Here is a 15,294-nt window from a genome sequence, read left to right on the forward strand (position 1 = left end):
AAATTATTTTCGATCAATCAGCGCCAAAAACTCACGACGTAAATTAGAGTCCTTTAAGAAAGATCCGCGCATCACACTGTTAATCATCTTAGAGTCACGATCTTTCACGCCACGCCATTGCATACAAAAGTGATCAGCTTCCATCACCACTGCAACACCAATTGGCTTAATCTTTCTCTCGAGCATATCTGCCAACTCGACAACCGCCTCTTCCTGAATTTGTGGTCTACACATTACCCACTCAGTTAACCTTGAGTACTTAGACAAGCCAATTAATGCCGACTCTTTGCTTGGCAAAACACCAATCCAAATACGACCCATAATTGGGCATAAGTGATGTGAGCATGCACTGCGTACTGTTATCGGCCCAATAATCATGAGTTCATTAAGGCGACTCACATTAGGAAACTTGGTCAAAGTCGGTTGATCAACATAGCGGCCATTAAAAACTTCTTGCACATACATCTTCGCCACTCGACGGCTAGTGTTTCTGGTGTTGTGGTCATTCCGAGTATCAATAACCAAGCTTTCTAGAACGGCTTGCATCTTTTCAGACACCTCATCAACTAAGCCCTCTAACTCACCGGGTTTAATGAAAGCAGCAATACTGTCATTAGCATGAAAGCGCGCCTTCTGCGCCTCGATACGGCGTCGAATGACTACAGATAGAGGCAGCCCGGTATCCTCTTTTTTGTTTATGACTTTCTTTGCTGAAACTTTAGGGGGTAGAGATTTCTTTGCAGCAGTCTTTGCCCTTACTGAGTTAGATGTTTTTTTTGCTGTCATAGTGATGATTTTTCTATTTAGATCTGACAAAAGATAGTAATAACGCAAATCAAACCAAGCAACCAAACTATTGATCTAGTAGTGGGCCAATTAGCGATATAACAAATGAGGTAAGCAATACGAGCAATGACAAAACCAATAGCAAGAAAATCAATTCTTTCCTGGGGTGCATGCTGTATGTGGGCAATAATGACTGCCGCAAAAAAGAGCGGCAAAGACTCAAAGAGATTTGCTTGAGCGGCATTTGCCCTTGCTCTAAAACCAGTTTGTTTGGCCAACCATTGCCTAGGCATGCTGTTGTCGTACTCTTCAAAGCCTTTCTTGGCAATGCCCGCAGCAATATAAGGCAGCAAGCCCATAAATAGAATACAGGCGTAAGCGATTGTCATAATGATTTTTCTTTTCTTTTAAGCAGTTTTAGCTTTTAGTCTTTTTAGAGCCAATACGACTTTCGGTGCCATTGAGCAAATTTTGAATATTGCTACGATGACGCCAAATCAATAACGAACAAACAGCTAAGAGTGCAATCCCCATGGGCTGAAAGCCAAACAGAAAAACAAAATAGATGGGGCCAAATACTGCGGCAGCCAGAGCAGCCAAAGAGGAATAACGCAAAAACACTGCCACAATAATCCAAGTGCTTAGGGTGGCAAGACCAAGAATATCATTCACACCAAACAAAATACCGCATGCAGTGGCAACGCCCTTGCCTCCCTTAAAACCATGAAATACCGGGAACAAGTGGCCTAAAAATACGGCGAGCACTACACCACATAAAACCCAAGAACTAAGTGATGCAGTGAGAGACTGATCCCCTAATAAAACTCGAGCAAGCATGACTGCAAAATAACCCTTGAGAGCATCACCCAAAAAAGTGAGCGCTGCGGCCAATTTATTCCCTGTACGCAGCACATTTGTTGCCCCAGGATTACCTGAGCCATAGGAGTGAGGATCAGGCAAGTTCATGCACTGACTCACCACTACTGCAAATGAAATCGAGCCAATCAGATAGGCAAGTGGAATCAGCAAAATATCTAGAGTGAAAATCATATCGTCATCTTAAACACTTTTAGCATTCCATTCATGTGCCACGTGGATGATGCTGTTGATGAATTGATTTAAGCCGCTCTCTGGCGACGTGAGTGTAGATCTGCGTGGTAGATATGTCTGCGTGACCCAAGAGCAACTGAACTACCCTTAAATCAGCACCATGATTTAGCAAATGGGTAGCAAAAGCATGCCTAAGAGTATGAGGAGATAGCGCTACGGGAATATTGGCTACTGTGGCATAACGTTTAATGAGAGCCCAGAAAGCCTGTCTTGTCAGGCCTAAACCTGTATGACGTCCCACAAAAACTGCATCCGTTGTTTTGCCTTCTAGTAGCGGCGTGCGGGCCTCAGCAAGATATCGCCTCAACCATTGCCCCGCTTCACCGCCAAAGGGCACCAAGCGCTCCTTACCACCTTTACCGTTAACAACTCGCACTACGCCCTCATTTAAGCCTAGGGCTACCGTTTTCAGAGAAATAATCTCTGAAACACGCAGGCCACTGGCATACATTAACTCGAGCATCGTACGATCACGTAAACCCAGCGGAGTTTCTATATCGGGTGCATTAAGCAAAGCGGTGACCTGATCTTCGCTCAGCGTCTTTGGAAAACGTAATGCTTGCTTTGCAGCGCGCAATCCAATACATGGATCGCTCTTGACTAAGTTGATGCGTAAGGCGTGACGATAAAAACGTTTGAAAACCGTAAGTCGTCGATTGGCGGTAGTTGCCTTGTCTGCTCTACGATGCGCTATGTAGGCAGTGAGATCTTTTTCTTGAACCGAGTATAAATCAGCGCCAGATTGCTGATACAGCCATTGCGCTAATAGCAACATATCCCTTCTATAAGCAGACAGACTGTTCTTTGCCAGACCATCCTCTAGCCAGCAAGCATCACAAAAGCGCTCGATCGCCTCTTCGCTTGCTGAGTGTATTTGACCTTTAGGGGTCATATTAGATGAGATTTTTTGGCAAAAAGCAAAGGGGCATCTCCCGATTACTTAGTAGCCTCTTCCAACTTTTCAGCTAGCCAAACTTTCATCAGGGACTGATAAGGCACATCCAACTTATTTGCCTGTAATTTAATATTCTCTAGAAGGCTCTGGGATAGGCGCAAAGAAATTGAGGCCGTTGAAGGCTTAAGATTTGGCATCGTCACTTTTGTTGCCTTGGACAGATCAAAATAATCTGAGGCATCATTTTTTTCCCAAAAAGCACGCTCTTCTTTTTCGTTCTTGAATTTAGGAATAATCTTATTAGGCTTTTTCATAAAACGCCCTTTCTTTTTTGCTCATTGGTCTTGCAGAAACCACTCTAATTAAGGTTTCCTTTTTGCGCAAAGTAAACACTACAGATAATGACACTTTTGCGCTAGTGACTCCAAGTGCAAGATATCGCCGCTCTTCCTCGCTATGCTTTTCATCACCCGAAATTAATAAAGGCTGATTAAAAAATATTTCTTCAGCTTCAACCTGAGTAACTCCATGCTTATCTTGGCTCTTATAGGCATTCCCTGCATCCCACTGAAACCCCGCTATTTGATGAAGATCTATCATTGAATGTATATTATCATAATATACATTAACTTAGCTAGCAAATGGTCTTTAGAGGCTCGCCAGCCTAGCGTTAGTCACGGAAATTATTAAAGCCCAATGGCGCTTCGGTCACGTCTTTTTTAAGTAGAGCCATTGTTGCTTGCAGATCATCTCGCTTTGCACCAGTAACACGAACCGCATCACCCTGAATACTCGCTTGCACTTTGATTTTGCTATCTTTAATAATGCGGACTACTTTTTTAGCAAGCTCTGAAGTGATGCCTTTTTGAATCTTCATGGTTTGCTTACGCTTATCGCTACCAATAGTCTCTTTTTTATCATCTTTCAGATAACGCACATCTACATTGCGCTTAGCCATCTTGCCAAAGAGCACATCCCGTACTTGACCCAATTTAAAGTCATCATCACCAAATAAGATGAGAGTTTCATCTTTTTGCTCTACGCGACTATCAGAACCCTTAAAGTCAAAGCGATTGCTAATCTCTTTATTGGATTGCTCAATCGCATTTTTCAGCTCAACCATGTCTGGTTCGCAAACCACGTCAAATGAAGGCATTTTTTACTCCCTATTTATTCAATTACGTAAGATCTTTAATTATCTGCGCACTTAGCAAACATTCGAATAAGATTGTGGCATGAACTCTGGCCAGAATGAATCCTCACACCCAAAATCGAGCCCAAACCTCGATCTTCAGGATCGCAATACCTTTGGGTTTGATGCCAGCGCAGAACTAGCCTACGAAATTACCGCTGCAGATCAAATTCCAGGGGTAATGAATGAAATTGCCGAGAAGCAATTGACTTGGCGAGTACTCGGCGGGGGTAGTAACGTCATCCTACCCAAGGTTCTACCTGGCGCAACCTTGCTCATGAATATCACCGGTCAGCAGATAAGTACTGCTGATGCCAGCTCAACTTTAATAGCCGTTGGCGGCGGAGTGAACTGGCATGAATTCGTTGCCTGGACCTTAGAGAACGATTTTCCAGGTCTAGAAAACCTAGCCCTTATACCGGGCACAGTTGGCGCTGCACCCATTCAGAATATTGGCGCTTATGGTGTTGAGATAGGCGAGTACATTGATTCTGTTGAAGCTTTTGATTCTAAAAGCCATGCCTTTGTCACGCTTACAAAAGATGCCTGCCAGTTTGCATATCGCGATAGCTACTTCAAGAAAAATCCCCATCGCTATATCGTGACAAAGGTCGTTTTTAAAATCCCCAAACAATGGCATGCACGTATTCATTACGCAGATTTAGCAAAACAGTTTTCAAAAAACTCGTCCCCAAGCCCAGAAGATATCTTTTTGGCAGTTTGTAAGATTCGCACATATAAGTTGCCTGACCCCAAGGTGATTGGTAATGCAGGTAGCTTCTTTCAAAACCCAATTGTTCCAAATGAACAATACGAGACCCTACTTCATAAATACCCAGAATTGGTTTCATACCCAGATGCTGTAGGTAAGCGCAAGCTTGCTGCTGGCTGGTTAATTGATCAATGCGGCTTTAAGGGTCAGCGCATGGGCAATGTTGGCGTTTATGACAATCAAGCGCTTGTCTTAGTGAACCACGGCAACGGCACATCCCAAGATATTTTGGGTCTGGCTCAATGCATCCAAGACAAAGTCAAAAAAGAATTTGGTGTGAGCTTAAAAATCGAACCCAATATTCTGTAGTTTTTTTGAATCTGACCTTAATTCTTTAGTGCGCTGACTTTCTCAAACTGCACTGTCGCCGCACCCTCAGCTAGGCGAATTTCATATTCTGTTGCGGCATGAAGATCGCCTGGTTTACGTGCAGCATGCAGACCTTCATTGATATTGAGCACAACGGCATAACCACGCTCTAAAGTTCTTTGAGGGTTAAGCATTTCAAGTTGGGATTGATAGTGCATTTGATTACGTTTCCAGCTTTCCATACGTACAGCCCAAGCTTGATTAAGGCGCTGTTGCCAGCTTGTCATTTGCTCTCGCATGCGATCTGGATTTGGTAATGCGTGACTTAATCTCAATGCCAATTGATCCAGTGTTTGTGCCTCACGCTCTACCCGTTGATTGATGCGCTGTAACAAGGCTTGCCTGATGGCATCAAGCTCTTGCAGCATTTGATCTCTGCGTGGAGCCGCCAGCTCAGCAGCTCCAGTCGGGGTTGGTGCACGTAGATCAGCTACAAAGTCTGCGATCGTGAAATCCGTTTCATGCCCAACACCACTCACTACTGGAATGGAAGAGCCCGCGATTGCATACGCTAACTGTTCATCATTAAATGCCCATAGGTCTTCAATGCTACCTCCGCCACGCACCAATAAGATTACATCTACCGCTTGTTCTTTTTCAGCAGCCTTGAGTGCAGTAATCATTCCTGCAGGCGCATCAGCGCCCTGCACCAAGGTTGGGTAAATCACAATCGGAATATGCGGCGCGCGTCTTGCCAAGGTGCTTAGAACATCCTTTAATGCGGCTGCTTGTGGCGAAGTAATAATGCCAATGGCTCTTGGGTGTGTTGGGAGCTCTCGTTTGCGATCCTCATCAAATAAGCCTTCTTTTGCGAGTTTGGCTTTGAGCTTTAAAAATGCCTCATACAAACCGCCCATCCCAGCGCGCCGTAAAGTTTGGATCGTCAGCTGAATATCGCCTCTAGGAACATACATGCTTAAGCTGGCGCTGACTTCTACCAAATCTCCCGATTGCGGTATAAAGCCAACTTGGCCATTTCGGCCACGGAACATCACGCAGCGAATTTGACCTTCTTCATCCTTTAATGAGAAATACCAGTGCCCACTGTCATAGGCCTTAAAGTTCGAAATCTCCCCGCTAACCCAAACGGTATCGAAACGATCCTCTAAAGATTGAGCAATGGCGCGGTTTAGATCGCCGACAGACAGAATTTCCCTTGATATTTCCGACATTTTTTCTCTTCGCTCCCTAAGCTATCTAGCCTAGACGGTAATAAATATCCACAGAAGCCCACTGGCTCTTGTTTAATACGAATAAGTAAGTAATTACTGACCCAAAACGTCTGATAAATACTACAGTTAAATGATAAGCATATGATTTATATGCTGAATTTATCCCGACTTCTCATAGTACTTTTAGGAGAATTACACCCAACCGACGATCAATCAAGGACTTAGAGCAGCCCTACAAAAAAGTTTTGCACAGAGTTATCCACAGGCAAGCTTTCTGAAAGGGGCTTATTAATTCAGCTAAAGTACTGGTCATATGTACTCCATCTTACTATCCGCTGGCTGGCCTATTTGGCCTCTTTTAATCATTTCTATTATTGGCCTAGCCATTCTTATAGAGCGCAGCTGGTATCTGCGCCAGGTTCATATTTTCCCAAAAGGGTGCCTAGAAACTGCTTTTACCCTTGCCAATCAGGTAGTTAGCCAAAAAACACTGGCGAGTGAGCAAATCACTCAGTTAGCCCAGTTATCCCCAGCAAGCCCATTGCTTGCCTGCGTTTTGCGCGAGAAATCTGCCGGCAATAACACTCAATCAGCCTTAGAAGAACTGCAAGCGGTTGCACAGGCTACTTGGTTAAAGTTTGACCGCTATTTAGGAGCATTGGCAACGATCGCCACCATAGCCCCTTTATTAGGTTTATTTGGTACCGTTGTGGGCATGATTGAAATCTTTGGTAGTCAAGGCGCTATCAATGGTGCTGGCAGCCCCCAACAGCTTGCACATGGAATCTCCGTGGCGCTCTATAACACTGCATTTGGTTTATTGATTGCGATACCTGCACTGGCAGCCTGGCGAACATTGCGTGCAATCGCCAATCAACGTCAGCGTGAATGCGAAGAGTTCACACGCCAATTATTTAAAAAACTGTATCCAACAGAATCTGCGTAATGAGTTGGTTAGACACCTATTCAAAATCAGGAAAGCAATTTTCCCTAGGAACGATATCAGTTTCTACTGAGCCAGAAATTAATCTGATTCCCTTTATCGATGTGCTACTGGTGATCCTAATCTTTCTCATGATCTCTACCACCTTCACGCGTTATCAAGAGTTAGCGATTACTTTGCCGACTGCAAGCGGCAATGAAACTCAAGTGGAGAGTAAACAAGTTCATATTGCAGTCAGCCGTGATGGCCGCTTTGCAATCAATGGCAAATTGACAGACCCATCTCAGTTAAGCAATGTCTTGACGCAGTTAAGCACTGAATCCAATAAGCAAGCTAACAATAATCTACAAATTAATATCGATGCAGATGCTAAAGCGCCTCATCAATCCGTCATGACGGCCCTAGAAGCAGCGCGTGACGCCAATCTGAGCAATATTGTTTTTAGTAGTCAGACAAAGAAGTAAGTAGAAGAAATTAGCGATGGCGTTATCTATTTTTCGCAATGCCCCCAAGTTTTGGGAGAGGCGTGGTCCAACCAGTCTTGCGCTGTGGCCGCTCTCCTGGCTATATAGCGTGATCTTACGCATTCGCAAGTTAATTCATGACTTGGATATTGGTAGGGCTGAACCCGCTCCAGTCCCCATCATCATTATTGGCAATATTCGGGTGGGCGGCACCGGTAAAACACCCATCGTGATTGCATTAGCGCAACAACTATCTCAACTCGGCTGGAAGCCTGGAATCATTAGTCGAGGTTATGGCTCATCTGTGCAGACGACGCCACTGCAAGTGAAGAGTGACTCTGATCCTGCTGAAGTTGGTGATGAGCCTGTATTGATTGCAAGGCGAACTGGCGACCAATTTCCGATCTGGGTTTTTCCCAAGCGACAGCAAAGCATCAAAGCAATGCTAAAGCACTCCCCTGATGTAAATATCATTATTAGTGATGATGGTTTACAGCATCGCGGCTTGATTCGTTGGCCTGCACGTGAAGGTGGTCGCGATATAGAGCTCGTAGCACGTGATGATCGAGGTGAAGGCAATCGCTTTCTACTTCCCGCTGGTCCACTACGTGAACCAGCTACCCGTGAACGTGATGCCACTTTATTTACTGGCACTCCCAAGAATCAAAAAAGTGGCCTCCTTGATGAATACTTTCTGGGTCGTCGATGTTTCAATTTGGCCAGTCGCTTGGGCATGCCTTATCAACTCATTAATATCTCGAACACTCAGTCGCTTCAACAAATTGCTGAACAATTCTCACCAAAGAATATTACGGCACTTGCTGGTCTTGGTAATCCACAACGATTTTTTGATGACTTAGCAAAGCATGGCATCAGTGGGAAATATATTCCGTTGCCAGACCATGCCACCTTCAGCCCAGACTTTTTCACTGCCATCAAATCAGAATGCATTCTCATTACAGAGAAGGATGCAGTTAAATGTGCGGCTATCCAGGATGAGCGTATTTGGGTTGTACCAATGTTGCTCCATCTACCTGACAATCTGATGGACTGGTTGCAATCCATTTTGCAAAGACCAGATCCTCGTCGATACACTTTATAAGCCCAGTAAGTGCATTAAGCGCTACACTCCTTTCTCATACCCTTCATTTAAATCATTATGGATAAACGCCTACTCAATATCTTAGTTTGCCCTTTGTGCAAAAGCCAACTGCAATTGGATATCGATAAACATGAGCTGATATGCAAAGCGGATCGTCTAGCCTATCCAATTCGTGATGATGTGCCAGTGATGTTGGTTGAAGAAGCTCGCAACTTAAACGCTGATGAAGTTCTCTAATTAAATCAGCATGAGTGACTCTAAAGCTCCAGATTTTTTAGTTGTCATACCTGCAAGGTTAGGCTCTACCCGTTTGCCCCGTAAACCACTTGCTGATATTGGTGGAAAACCTATGGTGGTGCGAGTTGCGGAGCAGGCCAAAAAATCTTTAGCGCATAGCGTAATAGTAGCGACTGATTCGACCGAGATTCAAGCGGCATGTAATGAGCATCGTATCGAATGTTTATTGACGAGTGAGAATCACCCAACGGGGACTGATCGTCTTGCAGAAGTGGTGCAATTACTCAAACTTCCTAATGATGCATTGGTAGTCAATGTTCAAGGTGACGAACCCCTCATACCGCCAGAGCTCATTAATCAAGTTGCGCAAACTTTGGCTGATCATGTGGAATGCGCGATCTCCACTGCTGCCGTTCCAATTGATGATGTTCCTGAAATTCAAAATCCAAATGTCGTTAAAGTAGTTCTCAATCGCACTGGGGAAGCACTCTACTTTTCAAGAGCAGCCATTCCTTTTGTTAGGGATATGCCCCAAAAACAAAAAATTGAGTATTTGCGTCATTTGGGTATTTATGCCTATCGTGCTGATTTTTTACAGGCCTATACTCGCCTAGAACCTGCACCACTGGAGCAAGCAGAAGCTTTAGAGCAGCTTCGCGCCCTTTGGAATGGCTATCGCATTGCGGTATATACGGCCACAGAGAGCCCCCCAGCAGGAGTAGATACTCCCGAAGATCTAGAACGAGTAAGAGCCCTCCTAGCTAAGGCTTGAGAATTCAAGAGCCGATTACTGTTTCTCGGGGATAATCCTAAGCATTAGATACAAAATATCCCGACAAAATACGGGACAATTAAAGATACTCTAAGGGGAAAACAATGCGCTTAATTCTGCTCGGTGCACCTGGTGCCGGAAAAGGCACCCAAGCTCAGTTTATTTGTGAAAAATTTGCAATTCCACAAATCTCTACTGGCGATATGTTGCGCGCAGCCGTGAAAGCTGGAACTGAGCTGGGAGTTGCTGCTAAAAAAATTATGGATGCCGGTGGCTTAGTTTCTGACGACATCATCATTGGCTTGGTGAAAGATCGCCTGACTCAACCTGATTGCAGTAAAGGCTATTTATTTGATGGCTTCCCAAGAACCATTCCTCAAGCACAGGCCATGAAAGATGCTGGGGTACCTATAGATTACGTCTTAGAAATCGATGTTCCGTTTGACGCGATTATTGATCGTATGGGTGGTCGTCGTGTTCACCCTGCTTCAGGTCGTACTTATCACATTAAATATAATCCACCCAAGCTTGATGGTAAAGATGATGTGACTGGCGATACTTTGATTCAACGTGATGATGACAAAGAAGAGACTGTCCGCAAACGTTTGCAAGTCTACGATGATCAAACTCGCCCGCTGGTTGAGTACTATTCTTCTTGGGCAACGCAAGCCAACTCAAGCGATAAAGTAAAAGCGCCAGCCTATCGCAAAGTCAGCGGTACGGGAAGCGTAGAAGACATAACTATCTCAATCTTTTCTGCTCTAAAGTAAATTGACATCCAAAAAAGCGCTAATCATTGGCATTACCGGGCAAGACGGTGCTTATTTAGCCAAACACCTTTTATCTAAGGGATATGAAGTTACCGGTTCATCACGCGATGTGATGTCTTCATCTTTTAATAATCTTAATACCCTGGGTATTCGCTCCCAAGTCAAATTGATTTCAGTATCCATTAATGACTTTAGAAGCGTTTTCAATGCCATTCAAGAGTCAACTCCTGATGAAATCTACAACCTTGCTGGTCAAACCTCTGTAGGGCTCTCATTTGATCAACCAGTCGAAGCCATTGAGAGTATTGCGATTGGCACCCTCAATATTTTGGAAGTGATTCGCTTACTCAATAAACCTGTGCGTTTTTATAATGCCGGTTCGAGTGAATGTTTTGGTGACACCGGAGATATGCCAGCCAACGAGCAAACGCCATTTGCACCACGCAGTCCTTATGCCGTAGCCAAATCCACTGCCAAGTGGCTGATTAACAGCTATCGCGAGTCCTACGGACTTTATGCATGTACTGGGATCTTGTTTAACCATGAGTCACCATTACGCCCTGAGCGCTTTGTCACCCAAAAGATCGTTACTGGTGCAGCAAAAATCAAAACGGGTCAACTCGATAAATTACAGCTAGGTAATTTAGATATTTCTCGCGACTGGGGCTGGGCTCCTGAGTATGTTCAAGCGATGTGGCTCATGATGCAACTAGATCAGCCAGATGACTTTGTGATTGCGACAGGTAGAAAAGAGTCGCTCAAATACTTTGTAGCCAAATCCTTTGAATATTTTGATTTAGATTGGCAAAAGTATGTCGAGATCGAACCTAGCTTCTTTCGCCCTAATGAAATTATTTCTAGTGTAGGCAACCCTGAAAAAGCAATCAAAACTTTTGGTTGGAGTAAGCCGACCGATATTGATGGCGTTATCAAGATGATGTGTGCCGAGCAAGCGAAAAAATACCAGCAATAGCCTGGAGCTTTAAGGCTTTGATCTACTACTTGAGCTCTTTTAGAGCGCTTTCAAAAGATTCAATATCGGCAAAGCTTCGATAGACAGAGGCAAAGCGAATGTAGGCCACTTTATCGAGACGCTTCAACTCTCTCATCACGAGTTCACCTACACGTTCACTAGGGATTTCTTTTTCACCCAGGCTGAGTAGCTTTTCTTCAATGCGCGCAATCGATTCGTCAACTGAATCCGAAGATACTGGACGCTTACGTAATGCCAGCTTAATTGAGCTTACTAGCTTGTCATGACTGTACTCAACCCGGCTACCATTCTTTTTCACAATGGCGGGCAATGCCAGCTCTACCCGTTCGTAAGTTGTGAAGCGCTTATCGCATTTGGCACAACGGCGACGGCGACGAATTGTGTCGCCCTCATCCGATACCCGGGTATCTAAAACTTGAGTATCCTCGTTATGGCAAAAGGGGCAGCGCAATGTGAACTCTTTTCTTTAGTGTTAGCTTGCTTAACCGTAAACTGGGAAGCGCTTCGTTAACTCAGAAACTTGTGCGCGAACCTTGGCGATATTTTCTGGGTCGGTTGGGTTATCTAAAACATCTGCAATGAAATTACCTACCTGTCTGGCTTCAGCTTCTTTAAAGCCCCGCGTTGTCATCGCTGGCGAACCTAAACGGATGCCACTGGTCACCATGGGTTTTTCTGGATCATTCGGAATGCCATTCTTATTGCAGGTGATATGGGCTTCACCCAAAACACGCTCCGCTTCCTTACCAGTCATTTTCTTCGCACGTAAATCAACCAACATCACATGAGAATCCGTGCCACCAGAAACAATGCGAAGCCCACGAGAGATTAATGTTTCAGCCAATGCTCTAGCATTGGCTATCACTTGCTTTTGATAATCTATAAAGCTTGGTTCTTGTGCCTCTTTGAATGCAACCGCCTTAGCAGCGATCACGTGCATCAAAGGGCCTCCTTGAAGGCCTGGGAAGACAGCAGAGTTAATCGCTTTCTCGTGCTCAGCCTTCATTAAGATGATGCCGCCACGCGGGCCACGTAAACTCTTGTGCGTAGTGGAGGTCACGATGTCAGCATGGGGTACTGGGTTTGGATAAACACCAGCAGCAATCAGACCAGAATAATGTGCCATGTCCACCATAAAAATCGCGCCAACCTCTTTTGCTAATTTACCAATGCGTTCCCAATCGATTACAAGTGAGTAGGCAGATGCACCAGCAATAATCAATTTAGGTTTGTGCTCGCGTGCCAAACGCTCCATTTGCTCATAGTCAATTGCTTCGTTTTTATCGAGACCATAGGAAATAGGGTTGAACCACTTGCCACTCATATTCAGGGCCATACCATGAGTTAAGTGACCGCCCTCAGCCAGACTCATCCCCATAAAGGTATCGCCCGGCTTTAAGAAGGCCAAAAAAACCGCTTGATTAGCAGATGCACCGCAATGGGGTTGAACGTTAGCAGCTTCAGCACCATACAGAACTTTGACACGATCGATTGCTAACTGCTCAGCAACGTCGACAAATTCACAACCACCGTAATAACGCTTGCCTGGATATCCCTCAGCATATTTATTAGTTAATTGAGAGCCTTGGGCTGCCATCACTGCGGGTGAGGCGTAGTTCTCAGAGGCAATGAGCTCGATATGGTCTTCTTGACGCTTATTTTCGTTCTGGATGGCTTCCCACAACTGGGGGTCGGTTTTGGCTAAAGTGTTCTGGCGGTCAAACATGGTAATAATCCTGAAGAAGTTGGATTGTTGAGTGAATTAACTTAGTAAAATCAACCTACATCATACAAAATCCATCATGACCACAACACAAGACCTCTCATTCCTTTCCCTCGTCCTCAATGCCAGCCTATTAGTACAGTTGGTAATGTTGTTATTACTGGGGATGTCTATTGCCTCTTGGACCATTATTTTCAAGAAAACGGCTGTTTTGCGTGGGGTAAGACGAGACACCGAACGCTTTGAACGTGATTTTTGGTCTGGCGGTGATCTCAAAACCCTTTTAGAGGCATCACAGCGCAATACTCGCAGTGACGCAGTCCTGGAACATATCTTCGAGGCTGGGATGCAAGAGTTCATGAAAGTGCGTGAAATCGATGCCGCCCGTCGTGCAATGAAGGCTACTTACCAGCGCGAAATGGATACCTTAGAGGCCAACTTGCCATTTTTAGCATCTGTTGGCTCCGTCTCTCCTTACATTGGTCTTTTTGGAACTGTATGGGGAATCATGCATGCATTCCGTGGTTTAGCGAATGTACAGAACGCGACCTTAGCTGCAGTAGCTCCTGGCATTGCTGAAGCGCTCGTCGCAACTGCTATTGGTTTATTCGCAGCGATTCCTGCGGTAGTTGCATACAACCGCGCAGCGACTGATGTAGATCGCCTTGCAATTCGCTTTGAAACTTTCATCGAAGAGTTTACGAATATCTTGCAACGACAAACTTCAGGTCGCTAATCAGCTATGGCCGGATCTTCTTTACGTAAATCAAAACGTCGGGCAATGTCCGATATTAATGTCGTTCCTTACATTGATGTGATGTTGGTCTTGCTGGTGATTTTTATGGTCACCGCACCCATGGTAAATCCAGGCGTTGTCAACCTACCAACCGTGGGTGGTGCTAAAGTGCAATCATTACCACCTGTCTTTCTGACGATTGATGCCAGCGAAAATGTCATCGTTCGCAAAGATGGTGAGCCTGTTCAGACACTGAATCCATTTGAACTTGGTGCATTTGCAAGAGCGCAAGCCGAGAAATCTGCTGAGCAACCAGTAGTACTAGCTGCAGATAAGTCCATCAAATATGAAACTGTGATGAATGTCATGTCTAAGCTCAAAGAAAATGGCGTCAAGCGTGTTGGTCTAGCAGTCAAGAGTCAGTAAGACGCTGATCTAACCTCTATTTGCTTATGAATAGCGCATCTACTTTTCAATCACCTCATTCTTCATTTAAGCGGGGACGCTTTACTAAAGAGGAAAGCACTAAGCGTGCATTTACGTTTTCTTTAATTGCACATCTAGGCTTGCTTGCTTTTTTAGTCATCGGCATTAGCTGGAATAACTCCACCCCTTCTGGAGTAGAAGTCGAGTTATGGGACTCCGCACCTCAAGTAGTAAATAAGCCTGAGCCTGAACTCAAAACAGTCATGAAAGAAGAGGCTGCTGATATTGCAGTCAAGAAAAAGGAAGTAGAAAAAGAGCTCCCTAAAAAAGAGGTGGCTAAAGAAATACCAAAAGTGGTGAAGCCTCCTCCACCGAAGAAAGAAGAGCCGCCTAAAAAAGCAGAAGCACCTAAAGCTCCCTCGCCTGCCGAAACTAAAGCCAATGCTGCCGCAGAAAAAGTTCGCGCTGATCAATTAGCAAGGCTACGAGCTGCCGCTGGCGCTGAAGGGGGTAGTGGTGGCAAGGTCGGAAGCGGTGTTGGTGGCGGTGGCAACGCTCCCCCAGGCTGGACAGATAAGGTCATTAAGAAAGTAAAGCCGCTCATCGTCTTTAATCCCGAATCAGTCAGCGGTAATCCTGCAGCCGTCATTCAGGTGAACCTTGCCCCAGATGGAGCCATTCTCAGTACGAGTGTTTTAACTTCCAGCGGCAATCCTAGCTGGGATCGCGCCGTGCTCTTAGCGCTTTCTCGCGCAGAAAGTCTGCCGAAAGATGACAATGGCAAAATTCCACAACGCGAAGTCAAGTTGACCTTTAAACCCAAGGACTAAA

Annotated in this window: 21 protein-coding genes; 11 read left to right on the forward strand and 10 right to left on the reverse strand. The window is 45.0% G+C overall.

Annotated features, from left to right (window positions below):
* Positions 1-3 precede the first annotated feature (3 nt).
* The 7 genes from folE to VC178_RS01605 form a co-directional block, all read right to left on the reverse strand.
* Positions 4-786 (reverse strand): GTP cyclohydrolase I, encoded by a 783-nt coding sequence (folE, locus tag VC178_RS01575; protein WP_323481383.1) that lies wholly within the window; start codon positions 784-786, stop codon positions 4-6.
* Between the two features lie 17 nt (positions 787-803).
* Entirely contained in the window at positions 804-1,175 is a 372-nt protein-coding gene (locus tag VC178_RS01580) for an MAPEG family protein (RefSeq protein WP_216177457.1), read from the reverse strand.
* Positions 1,176-1,203: 28 nt separating this feature from the next.
* Positions 1,204-1,836: a glycerol-3-phosphate 1-O-acyltransferase PlsY gene (gene plsY / locus VC178_RS01585; RefSeq protein WP_323481384.1), complete on the reverse strand. Its 633-nt coding sequence runs from the start codon at positions 1,834-1,836 to the stop codon at positions 1,204-1,206.
* Positions 1,837-1,867: 31 nt separating this feature from the next.
* Positions 1,868-2,788 carry a site-specific tyrosine recombinase XerD gene (gene xerD, locus VC178_RS01590; protein ID WP_323481385.1) on the reverse strand — a complete coding sequence of 307 codons (921 nt, stop codon included), beginning with the start codon at positions 2,786-2,788 and terminating at the stop codon, positions 1,868-1,870.
* Between the two features lie 44 nt (positions 2,789-2,832).
* Positions 2,833-3,105 carry a BrnA antitoxin family protein gene (locus VC178_RS01595; protein WP_323481386.1) on the reverse strand — a complete coding sequence of 91 codons (273 nt, stop codon included), beginning with the start codon at positions 3,103-3,105 and terminating at the stop codon, positions 2,833-2,835.
* Positions 3,092-3,391, reverse strand: coding sequence for a BrnT family toxin (locus VC178_RS01600; protein ID WP_323481387.1), 300 nt, complete (start codon positions 3,389-3,391; stop codon positions 3,092-3,094). Before VC178_RS01600 ends, VC178_RS01595 begins: the two co-directional genes overlap by 14 nt.
* A 70-nt stretch (positions 3,392-3,461) precedes the next feature.
* Positions 3,462-3,947, reverse strand: a complete 486-nt coding sequence (locus VC178_RS01605; protein ID WP_068947903.1) for a YajQ family cyclic di-GMP-binding protein — start codon at positions 3,945-3,947, stop codon at positions 3,462-3,464.
* Between the two features lie 79 nt (positions 3,948-4,026).
* On the opposite strand from VC178_RS01605, the gene murB reads away from it, so the two are divergent.
* The gene (gene murB, locus VC178_RS01610; RefSeq protein WP_323481388.1) at positions 4,027-5,064 is read left to right on the forward strand and encodes a UDP-N-acetylmuramate dehydrogenase; all 1,038 of its coding nucleotides are present in this window, start codon (positions 4,027-4,029) and stop codon (positions 5,062-5,064) included.
* Positions 5,065-5,081: 17 nt separating this feature from the next.
* Here the strand turns inward: murB and xseA are convergent, their stop codons facing one another.
* On the reverse strand, positions 5,082-6,296 hold the full coding sequence (gene xseA / locus VC178_RS01615; RefSeq protein WP_323481389.1) for an exodeoxyribonuclease VII large subunit: 1,215 nt from the start codon (positions 6,294-6,296) through the stop codon (positions 5,082-5,084).
* A 313-nt stretch (positions 6,297-6,609) separates the two neighbouring features.
* Here xseA and VC178_RS01620 point away from each other — a divergent pair, with 313 nt between their 5' ends.
* The 7 genes from VC178_RS01620 (at position 6,610) to VC178_RS01650 (ending at position 11,557) form a co-directional block, all read left to right on the forward strand.
* Positions 6,610-7,242 (forward strand): MotA/TolQ/ExbB proton channel family protein, encoded by a 633-nt coding sequence (locus tag VC178_RS01620; protein ID WP_323481390.1) that lies wholly within the window; start codon positions 6,610-6,612, stop codon positions 7,240-7,242.
* Positions 7,242-7,703, forward strand: coding sequence for a biopolymer transporter ExbD (locus tag VC178_RS01625; RefSeq protein ID WP_323481391.1), 462 nt, complete (start codon positions 7,242-7,244; stop codon positions 7,701-7,703). The genes VC178_RS01620 and VC178_RS01625 overlap by 1 nt, the downstream gene beginning before the upstream one ends.
* A 16-nt stretch (positions 7,704-7,719) precedes the next feature.
* Positions 7,720-8,805 (forward strand): tetraacyldisaccharide 4'-kinase, encoded by a 1,086-nt coding sequence (gene lpxK, locus VC178_RS01630; protein ID WP_323481392.1) that lies wholly within the window; start codon positions 7,720-7,722, stop codon positions 8,803-8,805.
* A gap of 57 nt (positions 8,806-8,862) precedes the next feature.
* Positions 8,863-9,042, forward strand: coding sequence for a Trm112 family protein (locus VC178_RS01635; protein ID WP_323481393.1), 180 nt, complete (start codon positions 8,863-8,865; stop codon positions 9,040-9,042).
* Positions 9,043-9,052: 10 nt separating this feature from the next.
* Positions 9,053-9,814, forward strand: coding sequence for a 3-deoxy-manno-octulosonate cytidylyltransferase (gene kdsB, locus VC178_RS01640; protein ID WP_323481394.1), 762 nt, complete (start codon positions 9,053-9,055; stop codon positions 9,812-9,814).
* A gap of 104 nt (positions 9,815-9,918) precedes the next feature.
* Positions 9,919-10,584 (forward strand): adenylate kinase, encoded by a 666-nt coding sequence (gene adk, locus VC178_RS01645; RefSeq protein ID WP_323481395.1) that lies wholly within the window; start codon positions 9,919-9,921, stop codon positions 10,582-10,584.
* Between the two features lies 1 nt (position 10,585).
* Positions 10,586-11,557: a GDP-mannose 4,6-dehydratase gene (locus VC178_RS01650; RefSeq protein WP_323481396.1), complete on the forward strand. Its 972-nt coding sequence runs from the start codon at positions 10,586-10,588 to the stop codon at positions 11,555-11,557.
* Positions 11,558-11,582: 25 nt separating this feature from the next.
* Here VC178_RS01650 and nrdR read toward each other — a convergent pair whose 3' ends face one another.
* On the reverse strand, positions 11,583-12,029 hold the full coding sequence (gene nrdR, locus VC178_RS01655; protein ID WP_216177429.1) for a transcriptional regulator NrdR: 447 nt from the start codon (positions 12,027-12,029) through the stop codon (positions 11,583-11,585).
* A 30-nt stretch (positions 12,030-12,059) separates the two neighbouring features.
* Entirely contained in the window at positions 12,060-13,304 is a 1,245-nt protein-coding gene (gene glyA / locus VC178_RS01660; protein ID WP_323481397.1) for a serine hydroxymethyltransferase, read from the reverse strand.
* Between the two features lie 76 nt (positions 13,305-13,380).
* Between glyA and tolQ the strand changes: the two genes are divergently transcribed.
* The 3 genes from tolQ to tolA are packed head-to-tail and all read left to right on the forward strand — an operon-like array spanning position 13,381 to position 15,293.
* Positions 13,381-14,037 (forward strand): protein TolQ, encoded by a 657-nt coding sequence (tolQ, locus tag VC178_RS01665; RefSeq protein ID WP_323481398.1) that lies wholly within the window; start codon positions 13,381-13,383, stop codon positions 14,035-14,037.
* A gap of 6 nt (positions 14,038-14,043) precedes the next feature.
* Complete coding sequence (gene tolR, locus VC178_RS01670; RefSeq protein ID WP_215319615.1) at positions 14,044-14,463, forward strand: protein TolR; 420 nt, start codon at positions 14,044-14,046, stop codon at positions 14,461-14,463.
* Positions 14,464-14,489: 26 nt separating this feature from the next.
* A complete protein-coding gene (gene tolA, locus VC178_RS01675; protein ID WP_323481399.1) occupies positions 14,490-15,293 on the forward strand; it encodes a cell envelope integrity protein TolA in 804 nt (267 codons plus the stop codon).
* Position 15,294 lies beyond the last annotated feature (1 nt).

This window comes from Polynucleobacter sp. AP-Sanab-80-C2, from assembly GCF_035012965.1.
Taxonomy (GTDB): domain Bacteria; phylum Pseudomonadota; class Gammaproteobacteria; order Burkholderiales; family Burkholderiaceae; genus Polynucleobacter.